The organism is Mycolicibacterium vulneris (assembly GCF_002104765.1).
Classification (GTDB): Bacteria; Actinomycetota; Actinomycetes; order Mycobacteriales; family Mycobacteriaceae; genus Mycobacterium; species Mycobacterium vulneris.
This window is the reverse complement of sequence record NZ_NCXM01000012.1, coordinates 13382-35963: the sequence shown is the minus strand read 5'-3', so window position 1 is coordinate 35963 and position 22582 is coordinate 13382. Positions and strand designations below refer to the sequence as shown.

Here is a 22582-nt window from a genome sequence, read left to right as displayed (position 1 = left end):
TCGCTTCGCGGACATTGGCGCAAGTCACACTGTGTCCGAGCTAAGCTCAAGTGCCCGGAGTGGCTGACGTTGAAGTCGGAAGAAGGCGGTGAGGACTGGGGTGACTACGCAACCGACGACCGCGGATCCGGCGGCACCGGTATCGGCTCCCTCGCGCAAACGCAGGCCACCACGGACGCTGTACCGCGGCGACCCCGGCATGTGGTCGTGGGTGCTGCACCGGATCAGCGGCGCGACGATCTTCTTTTTCCTGTTTGTCCACGTGCTGGACGCCGCCATGCTGCGGGTGAGCCCGCAGACCTACAACGCGGTGATCCACGACTATCAGATGCCCATCGTCGGCCTGATGGAATACGGCCTGGTCGCCGCGGTGCTCTTCCACGGCCTGAACGGGATCCGGGTGATCCTGATCGACTTCTGGTCCGAGGGCCCGCGCCACCAGAAGCTGATGCTCTGGATCGTCGGCATCGTGTTCCTGCTGCTGATGGTCCCGGCCGGCGTGGTGACGGTCATCCACATAATGGAGCACTCCCGATGAGCAGTCCGGACCTGCAGCTGGGCCGCGGCGAGGTCGCCCCGGTCAAACAGCGCCTCTACGACCGTCCCGCCAGCCTGGACAACCCCCGCTCACCGCGGCGGCGGGCCGGCATCCCCAACTTCGAGAAGTTCGCCTGGCTGTTCATGCGGTTCTCCGGGATCGCGCTGTTCGTGCTGGCGATCGGCCACCTGTTCATCATGCTGATGTGGGATAACGGCGTTTACCGCATTGACTTCAACTACGTGGCGCAGCGCTGGGCGTCACCGTTCTGGCAGTTCTGGGACCTGGCGCTGCTGTGGCTGGCGCAGCTGCACGGCGGCAACGGGCTGCGCACCATCATCGACGACTACAGCCGCAAGGACAGCACCCGGTTCTGGCTCAACAGCCTGCTGCTGTTGTCCATGGGCTTCACGCTGGCGCTGGGCACCTATGTGCTGCTGACATTCGATCCCAACATCGGAGGCTGACCCGTGATCCAGCAACACCGGTACGACGTGGTGATCGTCGGCGCGGGTGGTGCCGGCATGCGCGCCGCGGTGGAGGCGGGCCCGAGGGTGCGCACCGCGGTGCTGACCAAGCTCTACCCCACCCGCAGCCACACCGGCGCCGCCCAGGGCGGCATGTGCGCGGCGCTGGCCAACGTCGAAGAAGACAACTGGGAATGGCACACGTTCGACACCGTCAAGGGCGGCGACTACCTCGCCGACCAGGACGCCGTGGAGATCATGTGCAAGGAAGCCATCGACGCGGTGCTCGACCTGGAGAAGATGGGGATGCCGTTCAACCGCACCCCCGAGGGCCGCATCGACCAGCGCCGGTTCGGCGGGCATACCCGCGACCACGGCAAGGCCCCGGTGCGGCGGGCCTGTTATGCCGCCGACCGCACCGGTCACATGATCCTGCAGACCCTTTACCAGAACTGCGTCAAGCACGACGTGCAGTTCTTCAACGAGTTCTACGCGCTGGACCTGGTTTTGACGCAGACGCCGACCGGCCCGGTAGCCACCGGGGTGGTCGCCTACGAGCTGGCCACCGGCCACATCCACGTCTTCCACGCCAAGGCGGTGATACTAGCCACCGGCGGTTCGGGCCGGATGTACAAGACGACTTCCAACGCGCACACGCTGACCGGTGACGGCATCGGCATCGTCTTCCGCAAGGGACTTCCGTTGGAGGACATGGAGTTTCACCAATTCCATCCCACCGGCCTGGCGGGCCTGGGCATTTTGATCTCCGAGGCGGTCCGCGGCGAGGGCGGCCGGCTGCTCAACGGCGAGGGCGAGCGCTTCATGGAGCGCTACGCCCCGACGATCGTCGACCTGGCGCCGCGCGACATCGTCGCCCGCTCCATGGTTTTGGAGGTTTTGGAGGGACGCGGCGCCGGCCCGCACAAGGACTACGTCTACATCGACGTCCGCCACCTCGGCGAGGACGTGCTGGAGGCCAAGCTGCCCGACATCACCGAGTTCGCACGCACCTATTTGGGCGTGGACCCGGTGCACGAGCTGGTCCCGGTGTACCCCACATGTCATTACGTGATGGGCGGCATCCCCACCACCGTCACCGGACAGGTGTTGCGGGACAACACTTCCACGGTGCCGGGGCTGTACGCGGCCGGCGAGTGCGCGTGCGTGTCGGTGCACGGGGCCAACCGGCTGGGCACCAATTCGCTGCTCGACATCAACGTGTTCGGCCGCCGGGCGGGCATCGCTGCGGCCAACTACGCACGGGGGCACGATTTCGTGGACATGCCGCCGGAACCCGAGGCGATGGTCGTGGGGTGGGTCGGCGACATTTTGAGCGAGCACGGCAACGAGCGCGTCGCCGACATCCGCATCGCGCTGCAGCAGTCGATGGACAACAACGCCGCGGTGTTCCGCACCGAGGAGACACTCAAGCAGGCGCTCACCGACATCCACGCCCTGAAAGAACGGTACGCCCGAATCAGCGTGCACGACAAGGGAAAACGATTCAACAGCGACCTGCTGGAGGCGATCGAGCTGGGCTTCCTGCTCGAGCTGGCCGAGGTCACCGTGGTCGGTGCGCTGAATCGCAAGGAGTCGCGCGGCGGTCACGCCCGCGAGGACTACCCCAACCGCGACGACGTCAACTTCATGCGCCACACCATGGCCTACAAGCAGGGCAGCGACCTGCTGAGCGACATCGCGCTGGACTTCAAACCCGTGGTGCAGACCCGCTACGAGCCCAAGGAACGGAAGTACTGATGGCCGAAGGTGACACCACCGATCCTGAAGTGGCAGAGGTCGTGCCCAGCCTGGAGCCTCCGTTGCCGGCGATTCCCGACGGCGCGGTGATGGTGACCGTCAAGATCGCCCGCTTCAACCCCGACCAGCCCGACGCCTTCGCGGAAACCGGTGGGTGGCAAAGCTTTCGGGTACCTTGCCTGCCCAGCGACCGGATGCTCAACCTGCTGATCTATATCAAGAGCTACCTGGACGGGACGCTGACCTTCCGGCGATCCTGCGCGCACGGGGTGTGCGGGTCGGACGCCATGCGGATCAATGGAGTCAACCGGCTGGCGTGCAAGGTGCTGATGCGCGACCTGCTGCCCAAGAGTAGGCCGGGTAAACGCCAAAAAACACTGACCATCACGGTCGAACCGATCCGCGGGCTGCCGGTGGAGAAGGACCTGGTGGTCGACATGGAGCCGTTCTTCGACGCCTACCGCGCGGTGAAGCCGTACCTGATCACCACCGGCAATCCGCCCACCCGCGAACGCATTCAGAGCCCGGCCGACCGCGCCCGCTACGACGACACCACCAAGTGCATCCTGTGCGCGGCGTGCACCACCAGTTGCCCGATCTTCTGGCACGAGGGCAGTTACTACGGCCCGGCGGCGATCGTCAACGCGCACCGGTTCATCTTCGACAGCCGCGACGAGGCCGCCGCCGAGCGCCTGGACATCCTCAACGAGGTCGACGGCGTGTGGCGCTGTCGCACCACGTTCAACTGCACCGAGGCGTGCCCCCGCGGCATCGAGATCACCAAGGCGATCCAAGAGGTCAAGCGCGCGATCATGTTCTCGCGCTAGGCTTCTCCCGCTAGGCGCTTCAGCGGCGGGTGTCGGATCAGGGCGCTGACTCGCCCCGACGAGTGCCCGCCACGTGCGCCGGCCCGACGCGGTCGTCGTCGCGGTCGGATTCCGGCATTTCCGAAGCCGGTGTCGCGCGCGCCGCTACCCAACTCAGGGTCGTCGAACTGTTCGAGCCTCGCATCGTCCGGCTGCTGATCATTTTGAGAGGTCATAATCTGTCTCCTCACCCTCTCGTTGCCCTGCCGCACCGGTTGGCCTGGCAAAGGTGAGGGACGGGTACCCGGACCTTCCGACAAGAAGCACCTGCTCAGGACGATCCGGCCGACCGTGCTGTCACACATCGCGGGCCCGCCTCGTCTGATCGGTATGACACAGAAAACCCGCATCGAGCCCCTGCCTCCCAAGCGCGCCGGATTGCTGACCCGGGCGATGTACCGGATCGCCAAGCGGCGCTACGGCCAAGTTCCCGAACCCTTCACCGTCGCCGCGCATCATCGCGGGCTGATGATCGCCGGCGCCCTGCACGAGACCATGCTGGACCGGGCGTCGAAGACACTGCCGGGCAGCGTGCGCGAACTCGCGGTGTTCTGGACCGCCCGCACGGTCGGCTGCTCGTGGTGCGTCGACTTCGGCTCCATGCTGCAGCGCCTGGACGGACTGGACATGCAGCGACTGAAGGACATCGACAACTACGCCACCTCAACGGCATTCAGCGACGACGAGCGTGCCGCCATCGCCTACGCCGATGCGATGACCACCGATCCGCACACCGTCACCGACGAACAGGTCGCCGATTTGCGGGCCCGCTTCGGTGATGCCGGGGTGATCGAGCTGACGTATCAGATCGGGGTGGAGAACATGCGGGCGCGGATGAACACCGCGCTGGGCATCACCGAGCAGGGCTTCAATTCCGGTGACGCCTGCCGCGTTCCGTGGGCTAGCGACGATCGCAAGCGCGGCGCAGCCGGGCGCAGCGGGTCGTCGCCATCGGCCACCGAGCTCAACGAGCCCGCAGCGGGGAGCCGGTGAATTTGTCGGGGTTGGCGACATCCCATAGGGCGCAGACCTTTCCGTCGCGCACCGTCGCCGCCATGATCCGCGGCATCATCTCGCGATATCCGTCACTGGCCGGGCAGCCCGCCGTGTAGCCGCCCAGCTCACCGTTGACCAGCCCCAGCTGATACGAGGTGAACATCGCCGGGCCGTAGCGCTGGGCCAGGCCGAAGAAGAACCGGGCCACCTTGTCCGCACCGTGGATGACGTTGATCGCGGTGGGCGCCTTGCCATTCGCGTCGCCGGTCAGGATCACGTCGGGATGCAGCAGCCCCACCACGGCCTCCAGATCGCCGGACGCCATGGCGGCCAGCAACTTCCCGACCACCTCGTCGTGCGCGGGATCGGGCTTGGGTGGCGCCTCGGCCGAGACGGCCTTGCGGGCTCGCGACGCCAGCTGGCGGGCGGCGGCCTCGTTGGTCCCCAGCACCCGAGCCACCTCCGCGAACGGCACGGCGAACCCGTCGTGCAGCACGAAGGCGACGCGCTGATCGGGTGACAGCCGCTCCAGCACCACCATCGCCGCGAACCGCGCGTCCTCGCCGGCCACCACCGCGGACAGCGGGTCGGCCGCGTCGAACCCGGTGACCACCGGCTCGGGCAGCCAGTTGCCTGTATAGGTCTCGCGACGATGCGCGGCAGAACGCAACCTGTCCAGGCCCAGCCTGCTCACCACCGTGGTCAGCCAGGCCCGCAGGTCGGTGATCGCGCCATCCTGCCGGTGCCAGCGCAGCCAGGCGTCCTGCACGATGTCCTCGGCGTCGGCCACCGTGCCGGTCAGCCGGTAGGCGACCGACATGAGATGGGGCCGTAGCGACTCGAACTCGCTGACCTGCTGCGCTGAGGTCATGCCGCGAGGTTACGCTCAGCGGCAAGATGACTGACAACCTATGGCTGCACTTCGCCCGGCACGGCCCGGACATCACGCCGCCGATCATCACCCGCGGCCAGGGTGTCACCATCTTCGACGACCGCGGCAAGAGCTACCTGGACGGCCTGTCCGGGCTGTTCACCGTGCAGGCCGGCCACGGCCGCACCGAACTCGCCGAGGTCGCCGCCCGGCAGGCCGGCACGCTGGCGTTCTTCCCGCTGTGGGGGTACGCCACTCCGCCCGCGATCGAGCTCGCCGAACGCCTCGCCGGCTACGCCCCCGGCGACCTGAACCGGGTCTTCTTCACCACGGGCGGCACCGAGGCCGTCGAGACCGCGTGGAAACTGGCCAAGCAATACTTCAAGCTCACCGGCAAACCCGGTAAGCACAAGGTGATTTCGCGCGCGATCGCCTACCACGGCACCACCCAGGGCGCGCTGGCGATCACCGGGCTGCCCCGCTTCAAGGCACCCTTCGAACCGGTGACTCCCGGCGGCTTCCGGGTGCCCAACACCAACTTCTACCGGGCTCCCGAACCGTTCGGAACCGACCCGAAGGCCTTCGGGCAGTGGGCCGCCGACCGGATCGCCGAGGCCATCGAGTTCGAGGGCCCCGACACCGTGGCCGCGGTTTTCCTGGAGCCGGTGCAGAACGCGGGCGGCAGCATCCCGCCTCCCCCAGGCTATTTCGAACGGGTGCGGCAGATCTGCGACGAATACGACGTGCTGCTGGTCTCCGACGAGGTGATCTGCGCGTTCGGCCGGATCGGGTCGATGTTCGCCTGCGACGACTTCGGCTACGTGCCCGACATGATCACCTGCGCCAAGGGAATGACGTCGGGCTACTCACCGATCGGCGCCATGATCGCCAGCGACAGGTTGTTCGAGCCGTTCAACGACGGCGCCACCATGTTCCCGCACGGGTATACCTTTGGCGGCCACCCGGTTTCGGCGGCCGTGGGGCTGGCCAACCTCGACATCTTCGAGCGTGAGGGCCTCAACGATCACGTCCGGACGCACGCACCCGCCTTCCGCGCCACCCTGGACAAGCTCTACGACCTGCCCATCGTCGGCGACGTGCGCGGCGAGGGGTTCTTCTACGGCGTGGAACTGGTCAAGGACAAGGCGACCAAGCAGACCTTCACCGACGAAGAACGCGGCCCGCTGCTCGCCCGGGTCGGTGCCGCGCTGTTCGAGGCCGGGTTGTACTGCCGCACCGACGACCGCGGCGATTCCGTCATCCAGCTGGCGCCGCCGCTGATCAGCGGCCAGGCCGAATTCGACACCATCGAGGCCATCCTGCGCGAGGTGCTGACGCAGGCCCACGCGTGGCTCTAAAGTCCCGGGCATGGCCCGCAAACCCCGTATCCACCCGGTGCGGTGGCAGCCGCCGCCGGTCGAGAAGCTGCCCGACGTGCCGGCGCCGGGCGTCACCGTCATCCCGCTGCCCGGCAACGGGCCCGAGGACGTCGTCGTCGACTCGGCCGGCCAGTTGTGGACGGGCCTCGAGGACGGCCGCATCGTGCGGATCTCCCCCGAGGGCGGCGGTGGCACCGTCCCCAAAATTATCGTCGACACCGGCGGACGACCGCTCGGCCTGCACGTCGCCCGCGACGGCCGGCTGCTGATCTGCGACAGCCACCGCGGACTGCTCGCGCTGCAGCCGGAGGGCGGCACGCTGGACGTTCTGGTGGAATCTGTCGGCGGCAGGCGGCTCAAGTTCTGCTCCAACGTCACCGAAACAGCCGACGGCACAATCTATTTCACCGAGTCGACGAGCGACTATCATTTCGAGCACTTCACCGCCCCGATCGTGGAGGCACGCGCAACCGGCGGCCTGTACCGCCTCGGCACGGACGGCACGGTCAGCACGCTGGTGGACGGGCTGTACTTCGCCAACGGGGTGACGGCCACGGCCGACGGGTCGGCGCTGGTGTTCGCCGAGACGCAGGCGCGCCGGCTGTCGAAGTACTGGCTTAGCGGGCCGCGGGCTAAAACGGTGACACCGTTGGCGGTGCACCTGCCCGGCATGCCCGACAACATATCCACCGGCGCCGACGGCCGCATCTGGGTCGCGATGGTCACCGAGGCGAACCCTGCGCTGGAATCGCTGTTCCCGCGCGCCCCGATCATCCGCCAGGTGGTGTGGCGGCTGCCCGAGCGGCTACAACCGCGGATCAAGCCGGAGATCTGGGCGGTCGCGTTCGATCCGGACAGCGGCGCGGCGGTGGCCGGCCTGCGCACCGCGCAGCCGGACTTCGGCTCCGTCACCGGGCTGGTCGAGGCGGCCGGCAAGCTCTGGATGAGCACGATCAACTTCCCGGCGCTGGCCCACGTGGACCTGGCCGCCACCACGCTGTAAGCCTGCTAGCCGGCGGGTGTCCGCCGGACCGCGTCGGCGGCCATCATCACCTCGCGGGCGTGCGTGGCGGTCGGGTTGTTGCCGAACCGCGTCACTGCGTTGCACAGCCAGGCCAGCGCCGATCGCAGCTCGGCGTCGGTGGCGGCGTCACGGTGCAGCTTCAGCTCCGCCAGCACCTGCTCGAACCCGGAACGTCGCACCTGCGTTGCCTTCTCGACCTGTTTGAGCAGATCGTTCAGCGCTCGCGGGCCGGCAGCGGCCGAGGCGCCCGCGCCGCCGCGATTGCGCCGCCAGGCGGACCAAAACCGATCGCGTGAAATGACCAAACCCTCCGAATCCGGTGCGGTGGGTGGCCTTCGGGCTGACCGCGGGCCCAGCGTATCGCGGCCCCGCCGCCACCGCTCAGTAACTTCCGCCTCACCAGCCACAGCGCGGCTCCCCGGATTCGGGCCGCCGATCGCTTACTGTGCACAGACGATGAGCCTGTTACGTTCCGCATCATGCCTGGCAGCGGCGCTTTTCCTGATGGCCGCCCCGGCCACGTTGGCGGTACCGGCGACTTTGCCGCTGGGTGTGCCACCGGCGAACGCCGAACCCGGCGCCGAACCCAATGCCGCGCCCCCGGACTGCCCGTACAAGGTGAACACCCCGAAGGCCGTGGATTCGTCGGAGGCGCCCACAGCCGGTGACCCGCCGATACCGCTGGCGGTGCCCGCCAAGCCGGTCGGCGGTGACGCGCTGGGCAGCTGCGGCATCGTCGCCGCGCCGAATACGCCGGCGCTGCCCAACGACGTCTCCGCCGAGGCCTGGCTGGTGGCGGACCTGGACAGCGGCGCCGTCATCGCGGCCAAGGACCCGCACGGGCGGCACCGCCCGGCCAGCATCATCAAGGTGCTGGTCGCGATGGCCTCCCTCAACGCGCTCAACCTGAACAAGTCGGTCCCCGGAACCGCCGACGACGCCGCCGCCGAGGGCACCAAGGTCGGTGTCGAGGAGGGCGGCGTCTTCACCGTCAACCAGCTGCTGCATGGGCTGCTGATGCACTCCGGCAACGACGCCGCCCACGCGCTGTCGATGCAGCTGGGCGGCATGCAGCAGGCGCTGGAGAAGATCAACGTGCTGGCCGCGAAGCTGGGCGGCCAGGACACCCGGGTGGCCTCGCCGTCGGGGCTGGATGCGCCCGGGATGAGCACCTCGGCCTACGACATCGGGCTGTTCTACCGTTACGCGTGGCAGAACCCGACGTTCGCCGACATCGTCGCGACGCGGACCTTCGACTTCCCCGGCCACGGCGACCACCCAGGCTACGAGCTGGAGAACGACAACCAGCTGCTCTACAAGTATCCCGGCGCCCTGGGCGGCAAGACCGGGTACACCGACGACGCGGGCCAGACGTTCGTGGGTGCGGCCAACCACGACGGGCGAAGGCTGGTGGCGGTGCTGCTACACGGGACGCGGGTGCCGATCGCGCCGTGGGAACAGGCAGCGCACCTACTGGACTACGGCTTCTCCACGCCGCAGGGCACGCAGGTCGGCTCGCTGATCGCGCCCGACCCGTCCCTGGCGCCTGCCAAGCACGACGCCGTGACGGACCCGCTCGCCAATAACGCTGAGGCCGGCGGGATCCTCCCGTCGGCGGACGCCATGCCGATCCGGGTGGGTGTGGCGGTGATCGGCACCATCGTCGTGTTCGCGCTGATCATGGTGGCCCGCTCGATGAACCGCCGACCGCAACACCGCTGAGCGCCGTGGCAGGCGGATCGCGGCGCGGACTGCTGGTCGGGCTCACCGCCGCCAGCGTGGGCGTCATCTACGGCTACGACCTGTCCATCATCGCCGGGGCGCAGTTGTTCGTCACCGAGGACTTCGGATTGTCCACGCGCCAGCAGGAATTGCTGACGACGATGGTGGTGATCGGCCAGATCGTCGGGGCGCTGGGCGCCGGAGTACTGGCCAACGTGATCGGGCGGAAACGGTCCGTGGTGCTGATCCTGTTCGCCTACGCGGTTTTCGCGCTGCTGGCCGCGTCCTCGATCTCGCTGCCGATGTTGCTGACAGCACGGCTGCTGCTGGGGCTGACCATCGGGGTGACGGTGGTGGTGGTCCCGGTCTACGTGGCGGAGTCGGCGCCGACGGCGGTGCGCGGTTCGCTGCTGACGGCCTACCAGCTGGCGATCGTCAGCGGTCTGATCGTCGGCTATGTGACCGGCTACCTGCTGGCCGGCACCCACAGCTGGCGGTGGATGCTGGGGCTGGCCTGCGTGCCCGCAGCGTTGTTGCTGCCGTTGGTGATTCGAATGCCCGACACGGCCCGCTGGTACGTGTTGAAGGGCCGGATGGACGACGCCCGGCGCGCGCTGCTGCGGGTGGAACCCACCGCGCAGGTCGACCACGAGCTCGCCGAGATCGGCCGCGCGTTGAGCGAAGCCGCGCCCGGCGCCAGGGGTGGGTTCACCGAGATGCTGCGGCCCCCCTACCTGCGGGCTACCGCCTTCGTGGTCGTGCTCGGCTTCCTGATCCAGATCACCGGCATCAACGCGATCATCTACTACAGCCCCCGGATCTTTCAGGCCATGGGGTTCACCGGCAATTTCGCGCTGCTCGGTCTGCCGGCACTGCTGCAGGTCGCCGGGCTGGCCGCGGTCGGCGCGGCGCTGCTGCTGGTCGACCGGGTGGGCCGGCGGCCAATCCTGTTGTGGGGCACCGCCATGATGATCGTCGCCGACCTCGTGCTGATGGCCGTGTTCGGTCAGGGCTTGGGTGGCGCGATCGCCGGGTTCGCCGGCATCCTGCTGTTCATCATCGGCTACACGATGGGCTTCGGTTCGCTGGGCTGGGTATACGCCAGCGAAAGCTTCCCGTCCCGGCTACGCTCGATCGGGTCGAGCACCATGTTGACCTCCAACCTGGTGGCTAACGCCATCATCGCCGCCGTCTTCCTGACCCTGCTCCATTCACTGGGTGGCGCAGGGACTTTCGCGCTGTTCGCGGGGCTCGCCACGGTCGCGCTCGTCTTCGTGTACCGGTACGCGCCGGAAACCAAGGGGCGCCAGCTCGAGGACATCCGCCACTTTTGGGAGAACGGCGGCCGATGGCCGTGATCGCCGCGGGCACCATGGTGCTCGACGGTCAGGTCTGCCGCCCCGGCTGGCTGCAGACCTCCGGCGGACAGATCGCGGCCTGCGCGCCAGGCCCGCCGCCCTACCCGGCCGACCGGGACTTCCCCGATTGCACTGTGGTGCCCGGCTTTATCGACATGCACGTGCACGGCGGCGGCGGCGCATCCTACACCGAGGCCGACGGCATCGCCGGCGCCGCCGCGTTCCACCTGCGACACGGCTCCACCACCACGCTGGCCAGCCTGGTGACCGCGTCACCGTCCGAACTGCTCGCCGGGGTGCGCGCGCTCGCCGAAGCCACCCACCGGCGCACCGTCGCGGGCATCCACCTGGAGGGGCCGTGGCTGAGCCGCGCACACTGCGGAGCCCACGATCGCACGAAGATGCGCGAGCCGGACCCGGGCGAAATCGACGCGGTGCTGGCCGCAGGCGACGGCACCATCCGGATGGTGACGCTGGCACCCGAGCTGCCCGGGGCCGATGGGGCCATTCGCCGTTTCGTGGACGCGGGAGTCGTTGTGGCGGTGGGGCATACCGGCGCCAGCTACGAGCAGACCCGGCACGCCGTCGCGCTGGGCGCCACGGTCGGCACGCATCTGTTCAACGCGATGCCGCCGCTGCACCATCGCGAGCCGGGCCCGGCCCTGGCGCTGCTGCGCGACCCGCGGGTGACCGTCGAGGTGATCGCCGACGGCGTGCACCTGCACCCCGACGTGGTGGCGGCGGTGATCGCGGCCGCCGGGGCAGACCGGGTCGCGATGATCACCGATGCGATCGCCGCGGCCGGCCGGCCCGACGGTGCGTTCCGGCTCGGGTCGGTGCACGTCGACGTCGTCGCCGGTGTCGCACGGGTGCACGGGACGCCGACGATCGCGGGCAGCACCGCCACCATGGATCGGCTCTTCCGCACGGTGCATGCCGACGCCGGGCCGCTCGCCGCGGTGCAGACGACCGCCACGACGCCGGCGCGCGCACTCGGCCTGCAACGGGTGGGCGAGCTGAGAGCGGGCTACGACGCCAATCTTGTTGTGCTGGACGCTGGTTTGAGCGTATCGGAGGTCATGGTGCGCGGCGCCTGGCGAGACCATCCGCTCGATGTTTGTTAGCATCCCCTGAACAAATCCGACGGCTTCTCCCGGCCCGGGCCGTCGCTGTTCTTCCTTGTCGCCGTGGCGCTTTCGATGACCGGACTGAGGATCGCCATGCGCACCCTGCCGGTCGGTACCACGCGATGCTGGTCGGCGACGAATCGGCGTCGTTGATCAAGCTGGCGCTGATCGGCGGGATCGTGGCCTGCGTCGCGGGCCTGAAACTGCCGGCTAGCGATCGCGGCGGGTGAGGCGGGCGATCCGGGAAAGCGTCAGCGCCCCAACGGCTCCCAGTGCCATCGCGGTCAGGGTCTGGCGGGTGTTGAGGCCCTCGTCCATCTGAATCCGCGGCGCGATGACGGCCGGGGCCGGAGGCGCGACGGGTTGACTGCGCGGGTCGTTGGAGGCGGTCGCCGCCCACGCGGTGCAGTACAGCACGAGATACGCGGTGATGTAAGCGAACACCATCAACCCCAGCACCGGGCCGAAGGCCGCGCCCGCCGGGCTGCGCAGCACCGTCCGCAGATAGATGGAGGCGACCTGTTTGAACACCTCGAAGCCGATCGCCGCGATCAGTCCGGCCCGCATCGAATCGACCAGGCTGACCTTTTCGCGCGGCAGGCGGGCGATCATCCAGGTGAACAGCAGCCAGGACACCAGCGTCGCGATCAGGATCGAGAACAGCCAAAACAACCAGTCGAAGACCACAAACTGTGGTATACCAAGCCATTTCAGCAGCGCGGCCATGGGCGCGGCATGGCCGACGGCGGTCAGCGCGACGGTGGCCACGATCACCGCGAACGTCCCCACCATCGCCAGCAGATCGGAAAACTTGTTGCGCACGAAGCCCGGTGACTCGATCTCCTCGTCCCACCACATCTCCGTCAGCGCCTGGCGCAAGTGCGAGATCCAGCCCAGGCCCGCCCATACCGCGGTGGCCAGACCGATCACGCCGACCGACGTCCGGGCGTCGATGGCCGAGTTCATCAGCTCCTGCAGCTCATTACCCAGCGTGCCGGTCACCTGGGAGCGGATGTGGTCGTCGATGGTGCTCAACAGCTGCGGCCGACGGGCCAGCGCGAACCCGAAGACCGCGAAACCGACCATGAGCAAAGGAAACAACGCGAAGATCGTGTAGTAGGTGAGGCCGGCCGCGAAGAACCCGCCGTTGCGGTCGTCGAAACGCTGGTAGGCGCGGATGACGTGATCGATCCACCCATGGCGGGCGCGCAGCCGATCGAAAAAGCCCGGCTTCGCCGGCTCACTCATCGCACGACTCCAAATGAGAAGCGGTACTAGCTCCGTTGTGGAAGAAACCCAAGCCGATCGTAAACCCGCTGGACCGTTTTCCCGGCCACATCGTTCGCCTTTTCCGCTCCGGACGCGAGCACGGCCTCCAATTCGGCGAAATCGGCGGTCAGTTCGTCGACCCGGGCCTTGATCGGGGTGACGAATTCGACGACCGCCTCGGCGGTGTCCTTCTTCAAATCGCCGTAACCCCTTCCGGCATAGCCCTCCACGAGCTGATCGATGCCGACACCGGTAACCGCGGACTGGATGCTCAGCAGGTTGGACACGCCCGGCTTGGCCTCGGTGTCGAATCGGATCTCGCGCTCGCTGTCGGTGACCGCGGAACGAATCTTCTTGGCCGACACCGCCGGTTCGTCGAGCAGGTTGATCAACCCGGCATCTGAGGCCGCCGACTTGCTCATCTTCGACGTCGGGTCCTGCAAGTCGTAGATCTTTGCGGTGGCCTTCGGGATGAGCATGTCCGGCACCACGAACGTCTCCGGGAAGCGGCTGTTGAACCGCTCGGCGATGTCGCGCGCCAACTCGAGATGCTGACGCTGATCCTCACCCACCGGCACCAGGTCGGTGTCGTAGGCCAGCACGTCGGCGGCCTGCAGCACCGGGTAGGTGAACAACCCCACGGTGGTGGAGTCGGCACCCTGGCGCAGCGACTTGTCCTTGAACTGCGTCATCCGCGAGGCCTGCCCGAAGCCGGTGAAGCAGCCCAGCACCCAGGCCAGCTGGGCGTGGGCGGGCACGTGGCTCTGCACGAACACGGTGCTGCGGGACGGGTCGATGCCCAGCGCCAGGTACTGCGCGGCCGTGATCAGGGTGCGGCGGCGCAGCGCCTCAGGATCCTGGGCGACGGTGATGGCGTGCAGGTCAACGACGCAGAAGAACGCGTCGTGATCGTCCTGCAGCGCGACCCAATGCGTGACCGCGCCCAGCGCGTTACCCAGGTGAAGGGAATCGGAGGTGGGCTGCACGCCGGAGAAAATCCGGCTGGATCCGGTAGCGGTGCTCATGATGCACCGATCTTTTCACGGGCGGCCGCTACGGCCGCACCGACCGGCGCCCGCGCAACCCCGCCGGTTGCGGTACCGGCGGTACCGGATTTAATGTCGGGTTATGCGCAAGCTCGTCTGCTCGGCTCCTTCCTCGTGAGCCCCGCTCACTCGGCGTCGCCTTCGGCCCGTTCGCCGATCCACGTTGGTTCCGGAGAGCCGGTCCTGATGCTGCACGGATTCCTCATGTCGCAGACGGTGTGGGATCCGGTCGCGCCGCGGCTGGCCGACACCGGCCGCTTCGAGGTCTTCGCCCCCACCATGGCCGGGCACAACGGCGGGCCCTACGCGGGCACCTGGCTGCTGAGCTCGTCGGTGCTGGCCGACCACGTCGAGCGCCAGCTCGACCAGCTCGGCTGGGAAACCGCCCACCTGGTGGGCAACTCGCTGGGCGGCTGGGTCGCCTTCGAGCTGGAGCGGCGCGGGCGCGCACGCAGCGTGACCGGCATCGGCGCCGCGGGGGGATGGACGCGGTGGAGCCCGGTGAAATTCGAGGTCATCAGCAAGTTCATCGCGGGCATGCCGATGCTGGCGCTGGCCCGGCTGCTCGGCGAGCGCACCCTGCGGCTGCCGCTGAGCCGGCGGCTGGCCACCCTGCCGCTGACCGCGACGCCTGACGGGATCAGCGAGGAGCAGCTGCGCGGCGTCGTCAACGACGCCGCCCACTGCCCGGCCTACTTCCAGCTGCTGGCCAAGTCGTTGCTGGACCCCGGCCTGCTGCAGCTGGCCGACACCGCGGTGCCCGTCCAGCTGGTGCTGTGCGAGAAGGACCGGGTGGTGCCCGCGAGTAGGTTCAGCCGGCACTTCACCGACTACCTGCCGCCGGGAACGAAGATCACCAAGCTCGACGGCGTCGGGCACGTGCCGATGTTCGAGGCGCCCGGGCGGGTCGCCGCGGCCATCGCCGACTTCATCGACGAATGCGCCGGCGGGGCCGACCGCCAACAGCCACCGGCTAGCTAGCCAGCTGTTTTTCCAGGTTCTCGGCGATCGAGTTGAGGAATTCCTCGCTCTGCTGCCACTCCTGGTCGGGGCCGATCAGGATGGCCAGGTCTTTGGTCATCTTGCCGCCCTCGACGGTGGAGACCACCACGTTCTCCAGGGTCTGCGCGAACCCGATCACCTCGGGGGTGTCGTCCAGCTTGCCGCGGTGCGCCAGCCCGCGCGTCCAGGCGAAGATCGAGGCGATGGGGTTGGTCGAGGTCGGCTTGCCGGCCTGATACTGACGGAAGTGCCGGGTGACGGTGCCGTGCGCGGCCTCGGCCTCGACCGTCTTGCCGTCGGCGGTCATCAGCACCGACGTCATCAGCCCCAGTGAGCCGTAGCCCTGCGCGACGAGGTCCGACTGCACGTCGCCGTCGTAGTTTTTGCAGGCCCACACGTAGCCGCCCTCCCACTTCAGGCAGGCCGCGACCATGTCGTCGATCAACCGGTGCTCGTAGGTCAGCCCCTCGGCCTCGAACTGGTCCTTGAACTCCTCGTCGTAGACGCGCTGGAACTCGTCTTTGAACATGCCGTCGTAGGCCTTGAGGATGGTGTTCTTGGTGGACAGGTACACCGGCCACTTGGCGTTCAGCCCGTACTTCAGCGAGGCGCGGGCGAAGTCCCGGATGGAGTCCTTGAAGTTGTACATCCCCATCACGACGCCGCCGTCCTCGGGGATGGACACCACCTCGTGCACCATCGGCTCGCTGCCGTCGGCGGGGGTGAAAGTGATTGCGACGGTTCCGGATTTGTCGACCTTGAAGTTGGTCGACCGGTACTGATCGCCGAAAGCGTGGCGGCCGATGACGATCGGCTTGGTCCAGCCCGGTACCAGCCGTGGCACGTTCGAGATCACGATGGGCTCGCGGAAGATGGTGCCGCCCAGAATGTTTCGAATTGTCCCGTTCGGCGAGAGCCACATCTTTTTGAGATTGAACTCCTGGACGCGGGCCTCGTCGGGGGTGATGGTGGCGCACTTGACACCCACGCCGTGCTTCTTGATGGCGTAGGCCGCGTCGATGGTCACCTGGTCGTCGGTGCGGTCGCGGTGCTCGATGCCCAGGTCGTAGTAGTCCAGATCGATGTCGAGGTGCGGCAGGATCAGCAGGTCCTTGATGAACTTCCATATGACGCGGGTCATTTCGTCACCGTCGAGCTCTACGACGCGGCCTTTGACCTTGATTTTGGCTTTGCCTGCCATGTCAAGTCCGGCTTCCTGCTTGCGGGCCCTAGCCTGTCGAAGCCGCTAGCGCCTCATTGAAGGTCTTGCTCGGGCGCATGATCGCCGTCGTCTTCTCGCTGTCCGGGTAGTAGTAGCCGCCGATGTCGACCGCCTCGCCCTGCGCCTCGGCCAGTTCGGACACGATGGTGTCCTCGTTTTCGCTCAACGAGTCGGCCAGCGCTGCGAAGTGCTTGCGCAATTCTTCGTCGTCGGATTTCGCGAGTTCCTGCGCCCAGTACAGCGCCAGGTAGAACTGGCTGCCGCGGTTGTCGAGTTCACCGGTCTTGCGCGACGGGCTCTTGTTGTTCTCCAGCAGCTTGCCGATCGCGGCATCCAGCGTTTTGCCCAGGACCTTGGCGCGCTCGTTGTCGGTCTTGATGCCGATGTCTTCGAAACATGCTCCGAGAGCTAGGAATTCACCCAAGGAATCCCAGCGCAGATGGTTCTCCTCGACGAGTTGGTGAACGTGCTTGGGAGCCGAGCCGCCCGCGCCGGTTTCGTACATTCCACCGCCGGCCATGAGCGGCACGATGGACAGCATCTTGGCGCTGGTGCCCAGCTCCAGGATCGGAAACAGGTCGGTGAGGTAATCGCGCAGGATGTTGCCGGTCGCCGCGATGGTGTCCTGCCCGCGCATGGCGCGCTCGATCGTGTACCTCATGGCCCACACCTGCGGCATGATCTGGATCTCCAGGCCCTCGGTGTCGTGTTCCTTCAGGTACGCCTTGACCTTCTTGCGCAGCTCGACCTCGTGCGGTCGTTCGGTGTCCAGCCAGAACAACACCGTCATACCGGAGTTCCTGCCCCGGGTGACCGCGAGCTTGACCCAGTCGCGGATCGCTTCGTCCGTGACGATCGGCATGCGCCAGATGTCGCCCTCCTCGACGTTCTGGGTCAGCAGAACTTCCCCCGTGTCGAGGTCGACGATGTTGGCGACACCGTCCTCGGGGACCTCGAACGTCTTGTCGTGGCTGCCGTACTCCTCGGCCTGCTGCGCCATCAGGCCGACATTGGGAACTGTGCCCATCGTGGTCGGATCGAACTGCCCGTGGGTCTTACAGAAGTTGATTATCTCCTGGTAGATGCGGGAGAAGGTGGACTCGGGGTTGACGGCCTTGGTGTCCTTCTGCCGCCCGTCGGCGCCCCACATCTTGCCGCCCGCTCGGATCATCGCCGGCATCGACGCGTCCACGATCACGTCGCTGGGCGAATGGAAGTTGGTGATGCCCTTCGCGGAATCGACCATGGCCAGCTCCGGGCGGTGTTCGTGGCAGGCGTGCAGGTCGCGGATGATCTCCTCGTGCAGCGACGCGGGCAACGACTCGATCTTGTTGTACAGATCGACCAATCCGTTGTTGACGTCGACACCGAGCTCGTCGAAGAGCTCCTGGTGCTTGGCGAAGGCGTCCTTGTAGAAGATCTTCACCGCGTGACCGAAGACGATGGGGTGCGACACCTTCATCATCGTCGCCTTGACGTGCAGCGAGAACATGACGCCGGTCTCGTAGGCGTCCTGCATCTGCTCCTCGTAGAACTCGACGAGGGCCTTCTTGCTCATGAACATGGAATCGATGACGTCGCCCTCGCGCAGCTCGACCTTGTCTTTCAGCTCGATGGTCTGTCCGCCCTGGGTCTCCAGCACCATCTTCACATTGCGCGCGCGGTCCAGCGTCATCGACTTCTCACCGTGGTAGAAGTCGCCGTGCCGCATGGTCGCGACGTGAGTGCGCGAGGCCGGCGACCAGTCCGCCATGCTGTGCGGGTGCTTGCGGGCATATTCCTTCACCGCCTTGGGTGCACGCCGGTCCGAGTTGCCCTGCCGCAGTACCGGGTTGACCGCGCTACCGAGGCACTTGGCGTAGCGCGCGCGAATCTCCTTGTCCTCGTCCGTCTTTGGACTCTGCGGAAAGTCCGGAATCTTGTATCCCTTGCCCTGCAGCTCCTTGACGGCGGCGATCAGCTGGGGGACCGAGGCGCTGATGTTCGGCAGCTTGATGATGTTGGTGTCGGCGCGCTCTGTCAGCCGGCCCAGTTCGCCCAGGTTATCCGGCACCCGCTGCTCTTCGGTCAGATCGTCGGGGAACTCCGCCAGAATCCGGGCGGCCACGGAGATGTCACTGGTCTTGATCTCGATGCCCGCCGGCTCGGCGAAGGCGCGGACGATCGGCAGGAACGCATAGGTCGCCAGAAGCGGCGCTTCGTCGGTCAGTGTGTAGATGACGGTCGGCTGTTCGGCGCTCACGGTCCCTCTCCCGGCGTCAATGATGGGTTGAAAATTGTGGGGCTCAGCGTTCTAACTGCCACGTTAGCAAGGGTGTTTGGACAGGTGTCGACCTGCAGGTGCACCGCGATAGCTGGCACCGACTCGGCACAGTAAGATAATCTCCGTATTGGTCATGAGTGCCAGCATCAAGCCCCGGCTTGCTGGCCGGCAACCCTCCAACCGCGGTGGGGTGCCCCGGGTGATGACCAGGTTGAGTAGCCACACAACCGGCTATCCGGCAAGCGCGGGTCCGCCATGACGGGCCCCTGAGTAGACAGGGAAACGTGATGTGCGTCCGCTTCGCTCATTCGCTCCTCATCGTGTGTCGCTGCTAACCCGCGGCGCCGGTTGACGCCCCGTTCCGGGCTCCCGGCTATCCGACGGCAGCTCCCCTACCAGCAGAAAGCAACCCCGTGACCTCCGACAACGCCGATCACGACACCGATCCGACCGCGAATTGGTCGTTCGACACCAAGCAGGTGCACGCCGGCCAGCACCCGGACCCGGCGACCAACGCCCGCGCCCTGCCGATCTACCAGACCACGTCGTACACCTTCGACGACACCACGCACGCCGCCGCCCTGTTCGGGCTGGAAGTGCCGGGCAACATCTACACCCGCATCGGCAACCCGACCACCGACGTCGTCGAGCAGCGCATCGCCGCGCTCGAGGGAGGGGTGGCGGCGCTGTTTCTGAGCTCCGGACAGGCCGCTGAGACGTTCGCCATATTGAACCTGGCCTGTGCCGGAGATCACATCGTCTCGAGCCCGCGGCTGTACGGCGGAACGTACAACCTGTTCCACTACTCGCTGGCCAAGCTCGGCATCGAGGTGACCTTCGTGGAGGACCCCGACGACCTGGATTCGTGGCAGGCGGCGGTGCGGCCGAACACCAAGGCCTTCTTCGGCGAGACCATCTCCAACCCGCAGATCGACCTGCTGGACATCCCCGGGGTCGCCGGGGTCGCGCACGCCAACGGCATCCCGCTGATCGTCGACAACACCATCGCCACCCCGTACCTGATCCAGCCGTTCAAGCACGGCGCCGACATCGTCGTGCACTCGGCCACCAAGTACCTCGGCGGGCACGGCTCGGCGATCGCCGGGGTCATCGTCGACGGCGGCACGTTCGACTGGACGCAGGGCCGCTACCCGGGATTCACCACCCCCGACCCGAGCTACCACGGCGTGGTGTTCGCCGAGCTCGGTCCGCCGGCCTACGCGCTCAAGGCGCGCGTGCAGCTGCTGCGCGACCTCGGTTCGGCGGCTTCGCCGTTCAACGCGTTCCTGGTCGCCCAGGGCATCGAGACGCTGAGCCTGCGCATGGAGCGCCACGTCTCCAACGCACAGCGCGTGGCCGAGTACCTGGCCAGCCGAGACGGAGTGCTGTCGGTCAATTACGCGGGGCTGCCCGACTCGCCCTGGCACGAGCGGGCAAAGAAGCTGGCGCCCAAGGGAACCGGCGCTGTGCTGGCCTTCGAGCTGGCCGGCGGCGTCGAGGCCGGCAAGGCGTTCGTGAACGCGCTGAAACTGCACAGCCACGTCGCCAACATCGGCGACGTGCGTTCCCTGGTGATCCACCCGGCGTCCACGACGCACGCGCAGCTGTCCGCGCAGGAGCAGCTGCGCACCGGGGTCAGTCCCGGGCTGGTGCGCCTGGCCGTCGGCATCGAGGGCATCGACGACATCCTGGCCGACCTGGAGCTCGGCTTCGCGGCGGCGAGCAAATTCGGTGCGACGGCGGGGGCGTCCGGCACCGATCCGCAAGCCGTGGCGGCGTTCTAAGGAGCCCGGCGATGACGATCTCCGACGTCCCGACCCAGACGCTGCCCGACGAAGGCGAAATCGGCTTCGTCCACATCGGTTCGCTGACCACCGAGGGCGGCGCGATCATCGACGACGTGCACATCGCCATCCAGCGCTGGGGCGAGTTGTCGCCGACGCGCGACAACGTGGTGGTGGTGCTGCACGCGCTGACCGGCGACTCGCACATCACCGGGCCCGCCGGGCCCGGACACCCCACCGGCGGCTGGTGGGACGGGATGGTCGGGCCGGGCGCGCCGATCGACACCGACCGCTGGTGCGCGCTCGCCACCAACGTGCTCGGCGGTTGCCGAGGCTCCACCGGGCCCAGCTCGCGGACCCGGGACGGAAAGCCGTGGGGCTCAAGGTTTCCCCGCATCACGATCCGCGACCAGGTGGAGGCCGACGTCGCCGCGCTGGCCGCGCTGGGGATCGAACGGGTCGCCGCGGTGGTCGGTGGATCCATGGGCGGCGCAAGGGCTTTGGAGTGGATCATCGGTCACCCCGACCGGGTCCGGGCCGGGCTGCTGCTGGCGGTCGGCGCGCGCGCCACCGCCGATCAGATCGGCACCCAGTCCACCCAGATCGCGGCGATCAAGGCCGACCCCAACTGGCAGGGCGGTGATTACCACGACACCGGGCTGGTGCCCGACACCGGTCTGACAATCGCCCGCCGCTTCGCGCACCTCACCTATCGCGGTGAGGCCGAGCTGGACGCCCGGTTCGGCAACGACGGGCAGAACGACGAGGATCCGAGCAGCGGCGGCCGCTACGCGGTGCAGAGCTATCTCGAGTACCAGGGCAACAAGCTGCTGGAGCGTTTTGACGCGGGCAGCTACGTGGTTCTGACCGAGGCGCTGAACAGTCACGACGTCGGCCGGGCGCGCGGCGGGGTGCGTAAAGCGTTGCGTAACTGCCCGGTTCCGGTGGTGGTCGGCGGCATCACCTCCGACCGGCTCTACCCGCTGCGCCTGCAGCAGGAGCTGGCCGAGCAGCTGCCCGGCTGCACCGACCTGCAGGTCGTGGACTCCCTGTGCGGGCACGACGGCTTCCTGGTGGAATCCGACGCCGTCGGCGAAATGATCCGCAAGACACTGGTGTTGGCCGACTCCGACGACAGGGAAGGCGCGTCGTAACGCATGACCCGCTCGCGGCACGACCGCTCCCTCTCGTTCGGCTCGGCGGCCGCGGCGTATGAGCGTGGGCGTCCCTCATATCCCCCGGAGGCGATCGACTGGCTATTGCCGATCGGCGCGCGCCAGGTGCTCGACCTGGGCGCCGGCACCGGCAAGCTGACCACCCGGCTGGTGGAACGCGGCCTGGACGTGGTGGCCGTCGACCCGATTCAGGACATGCTGGAGGTGTTGCGCACGTCGCTACCGGAGACCCGGGCGCTGCTGGGCACCGCGGAAGAAATTCCGTTGGAGGACAACAGTGTTGACGTGGTGCTGGTGGCACAGGCCTGGCATTGGGTGGATCCGGCCCGCGCGATTCCGGAGGTGGCCCGGGTGCTGCGGCCCGGCGGCCGGCTGGGCCTGGTGTGGAACACCCGCGACGAGCGGCTCGGCTGGGTGCGCGAGCTGGGCCGGATCATCGGCAGCGACGGCGACGGCCGAACGCAGGTGACGCTGCCCGAGCCGTTCACCGACCTGGCGCATCATCGGGTCGAGTGGACGAGTTACCTTACGCCGCAAGCATTGATCGACCTGGTCGCGTCGCGCAGCTACTGCATCACCTCACCGACCGAGGTCCGCGCCCAGACGCTGGACCAGGTGCGCCAACTGCTGGCCACCCACCCAGCGCTGGCGAACTCGACGGGACTGGCGCTGCCCTACGTCACCCTGTGTACCCGGGCGACGTTGTCCGCCTAGC

At 67.6% G+C, this 22582-nt stretch carries 19 protein-coding genes, 2 pseudogenes and 1 riboswitch; of the genes and pseudogenes, 15 read left to right on the top strand and 6 right to left on the bottom strand.

What is annotated here, in order from left to right; all coding sequences use genetic code 11:
* Positions 1–199 precede the first annotated feature (199 nt).
* From sdhC to B8W69_RS13155, 5 genes and pseudogenes are all read left to right on the top strand, one after another.
* Complete coding sequence (gene sdhC / locus B8W69_RS13175; RefSeq protein WP_245843240.1) at positions 200–538, top strand: succinate dehydrogenase, cytochrome b556 subunit; 339 nt, start codon at positions 200–202, stop codon at positions 536–538.
* Positions 535–1005, top strand: a complete 471-nt coding sequence (locus B8W69_RS13170; protein WP_085290248.1) for a succinate dehydrogenase hydrophobic membrane anchor subunit — start codon at positions 535–537, stop codon at positions 1003–1005. Before sdhC ends, B8W69_RS13170 begins: the two co-directional genes overlap by 4 nt.
* 3 nt (positions 1006–1008) lie before the next feature.
* Entirely contained in the window at positions 1009–2763 is a 1755-nt protein-coding gene (gene sdhA / locus B8W69_RS13165) for a succinate dehydrogenase flavoprotein subunit (RefSeq protein ID WP_085290247.1), read from the top strand.
* On the top strand, positions 2763–3590 hold the full coding sequence (locus B8W69_RS13160) for a succinate dehydrogenase iron-sulfur subunit (protein WP_085290246.1): 828 nt from the start codon (positions 2763–2765) through the stop codon (positions 3588–3590). The genes sdhA and B8W69_RS13160 overlap by 1 nt, the downstream gene beginning before the upstream one ends.
* A 336-nt stretch (positions 3591–3926) precedes the next feature.
* Positions 3927–4541 (top strand): annotated as a pseudogene (locus tag B8W69_RS13155) (carboxymuconolactone decarboxylase family protein); the annotation flags it as partial.
* Between the two features lie 52 nt (positions 4542–4593).
* Here the strand turns inward: B8W69_RS13155 and B8W69_RS13150 are convergent.
* Positions 4594–5496: a sigma-70 family RNA polymerase sigma factor gene (locus tag B8W69_RS13150; RefSeq protein ID WP_085290244.1), complete on the bottom strand. Its 903-nt coding sequence runs from the start codon at positions 5494–5496 to the stop codon at positions 4594–4596.
* A gap of 26 nt (positions 5497–5522) precedes the next feature.
* Here B8W69_RS13150 and B8W69_RS13145 point away from each other — a divergent pair, with 26 nt between their 5' ends.
* Both B8W69_RS13145 and B8W69_RS13140 read left to right on the top strand, forming a co-directional pair.
* Positions 5523–6854, top strand: a complete 1332-nt coding sequence (locus tag B8W69_RS13145; RefSeq protein WP_110881920.1) for an aspartate aminotransferase family protein — start codon at positions 5523–5525, stop codon at positions 6852–6854.
* A gap of 10 nt (positions 6855–6864) precedes the next feature.
* Complete coding sequence (locus B8W69_RS13140; RefSeq protein WP_085290242.1) at positions 6865–7878, top strand: SMP-30/gluconolactonase/LRE family protein; 1014 nt, start codon at positions 6865–6867, stop codon at positions 7876–7878.
* A gap of 5 nt (positions 7879–7883) precedes the next feature.
* Here B8W69_RS13140 and B8W69_RS13135 read toward each other — a convergent pair whose 3' ends face one another.
* Entirely contained in the window at positions 7884–8204 is a 321-nt protein-coding gene (locus tag B8W69_RS13135) for a hypothetical protein (protein WP_245843236.1), read from the bottom strand.
* Between the two features lie 151 nt (positions 8205–8355).
* Here B8W69_RS13135 and B8W69_RS13130 point away from each other — a divergent pair, with 151 nt between their 5' ends.
* The 4 genes and pseudogenes from B8W69_RS13130 (at position 8356) to B8W69_RS13115 (ending at position 12336) form a co-directional block, all read left to right on the top strand.
* The gene (locus B8W69_RS13130; protein WP_085290241.1) at positions 8356–9621 is read left to right on the top strand and encodes a D-alanyl-D-alanine carboxypeptidase family protein; all 1266 of its coding nucleotides are present in this window, start codon (positions 8356–8358) and stop codon (positions 9619–9621) included.
* A 5-nt stretch (positions 9622–9626) separates the two neighbouring features.
* Positions 9627–10979: a sugar porter family MFS transporter gene (locus B8W69_RS13125; RefSeq protein WP_085290240.1), complete on the top strand. Its 1353-nt coding sequence runs from the start codon at positions 9627–9629 to the stop codon at positions 10977–10979.
* Positions 10970–12103, top strand: a complete 1134-nt coding sequence (gene nagA / locus B8W69_RS13120) for an N-acetylglucosamine-6-phosphate deacetylase (RefSeq protein ID WP_085290239.1) — start codon at positions 10970–10972, stop codon at positions 12101–12103. The genes B8W69_RS13125 and nagA overlap by 10 nt, the downstream gene beginning before the upstream one ends.
* Positions 12104–12109: 6 nt before the next feature.
* A pseudogene (locus tag B8W69_RS13115) lies at positions 12110–12336 on the top strand (DMT family transporter).
* On the opposite strand, the gene yhjD reads toward B8W69_RS13115, so the two are convergent.
* Both yhjD and trpS read right to left on the bottom strand, forming a co-directional pair.
* On the bottom strand, positions 12317–13354 hold the full coding sequence (gene yhjD / locus B8W69_RS13110) for an inner membrane protein YhjD (protein WP_085290238.1): 1038 nt from the start codon (positions 13352–13354) through the stop codon (positions 12317–12319). The pseudogene B8W69_RS13115 and the gene yhjD sit on opposite strands and share 20 nt — an antisense overlap.
* Positions 13355–13380: 26 nt before the next feature.
* Positions 13381–14400 (bottom strand): tryptophan--tRNA ligase, encoded by a 1020-nt coding sequence (gene trpS / locus B8W69_RS13105; RefSeq protein ID WP_085290237.1) that lies wholly within the window; start codon positions 14398–14400, stop codon positions 13381–13383.
* Between the two features lie 204 nt (positions 14401–14604).
* Here trpS and ephH point away from each other — a divergent pair, with 204 nt between their 5' ends.
* Entirely contained in the window at positions 14605–15402 is a 798-nt protein-coding gene (ephH, locus tag B8W69_RS13100; protein WP_085290363.1) for an epoxide hydrolase EphH, read from the top strand.
* Here ephH and B8W69_RS13095 read toward each other — a convergent pair.
* Both B8W69_RS13095 and B8W69_RS13090 read right to left on the bottom strand, forming a co-directional pair.
* Entirely contained in the window at positions 15395–16624 is a 1230-nt protein-coding gene (locus B8W69_RS13095) for an NADP-dependent isocitrate dehydrogenase (RefSeq protein ID WP_085290236.1), read from the bottom strand. The genes ephH and B8W69_RS13095 overlap by 8 nt on opposite strands.
* Before the next feature lie 28 nt (positions 16625–16652).
* Complete coding sequence (locus B8W69_RS13090) at positions 16653–18887, bottom strand: NADP-dependent isocitrate dehydrogenase (RefSeq protein ID WP_085290235.1); 2235 nt, start codon at positions 18885–18887, stop codon at positions 16653–16655.
* A gap of 150 nt (positions 18888–19037) precedes the next feature.
* A riboswitch (SAM riboswitch) is annotated at positions 19038–19159 on the top strand.
* Positions 19160–19321: 162 nt separating this feature from the next.
* On the opposite strand from B8W69_RS13090, the gene B8W69_RS13085 reads away from it, so the two are divergent.
* Genes B8W69_RS13085 through B8W69_RS13075 form a run of 3 tightly spaced genes read left to right on the top strand, consistent with a single transcriptional unit; the run spans position 19322 to position 22581 of the window.
* Positions 19322–20692, top strand: coding sequence for a bifunctional o-acetylhomoserine/o-acetylserine sulfhydrylase (locus B8W69_RS13085; protein WP_085290234.1), 1371 nt, complete (start codon positions 19322–19324; stop codon positions 20690–20692).
* 11 nt (positions 20693–20703) lie between these two features.
* Complete coding sequence (metX, locus tag B8W69_RS13080) at positions 20704–21846, top strand: homoserine O-acetyltransferase MetX (protein ID WP_085290233.1); 1143 nt, start codon at positions 20704–20706, stop codon at positions 21844–21846.
* Positions 21847–21849: 3 nt separating this feature from the next.
* Positions 21850–22581, top strand: a complete 732-nt coding sequence (locus B8W69_RS13075) for a class I SAM-dependent methyltransferase (RefSeq protein ID WP_085290232.1) — start codon at positions 21850–21852, stop codon at positions 22579–22581.
* Position 22582 lies beyond the last annotated feature (1 nt).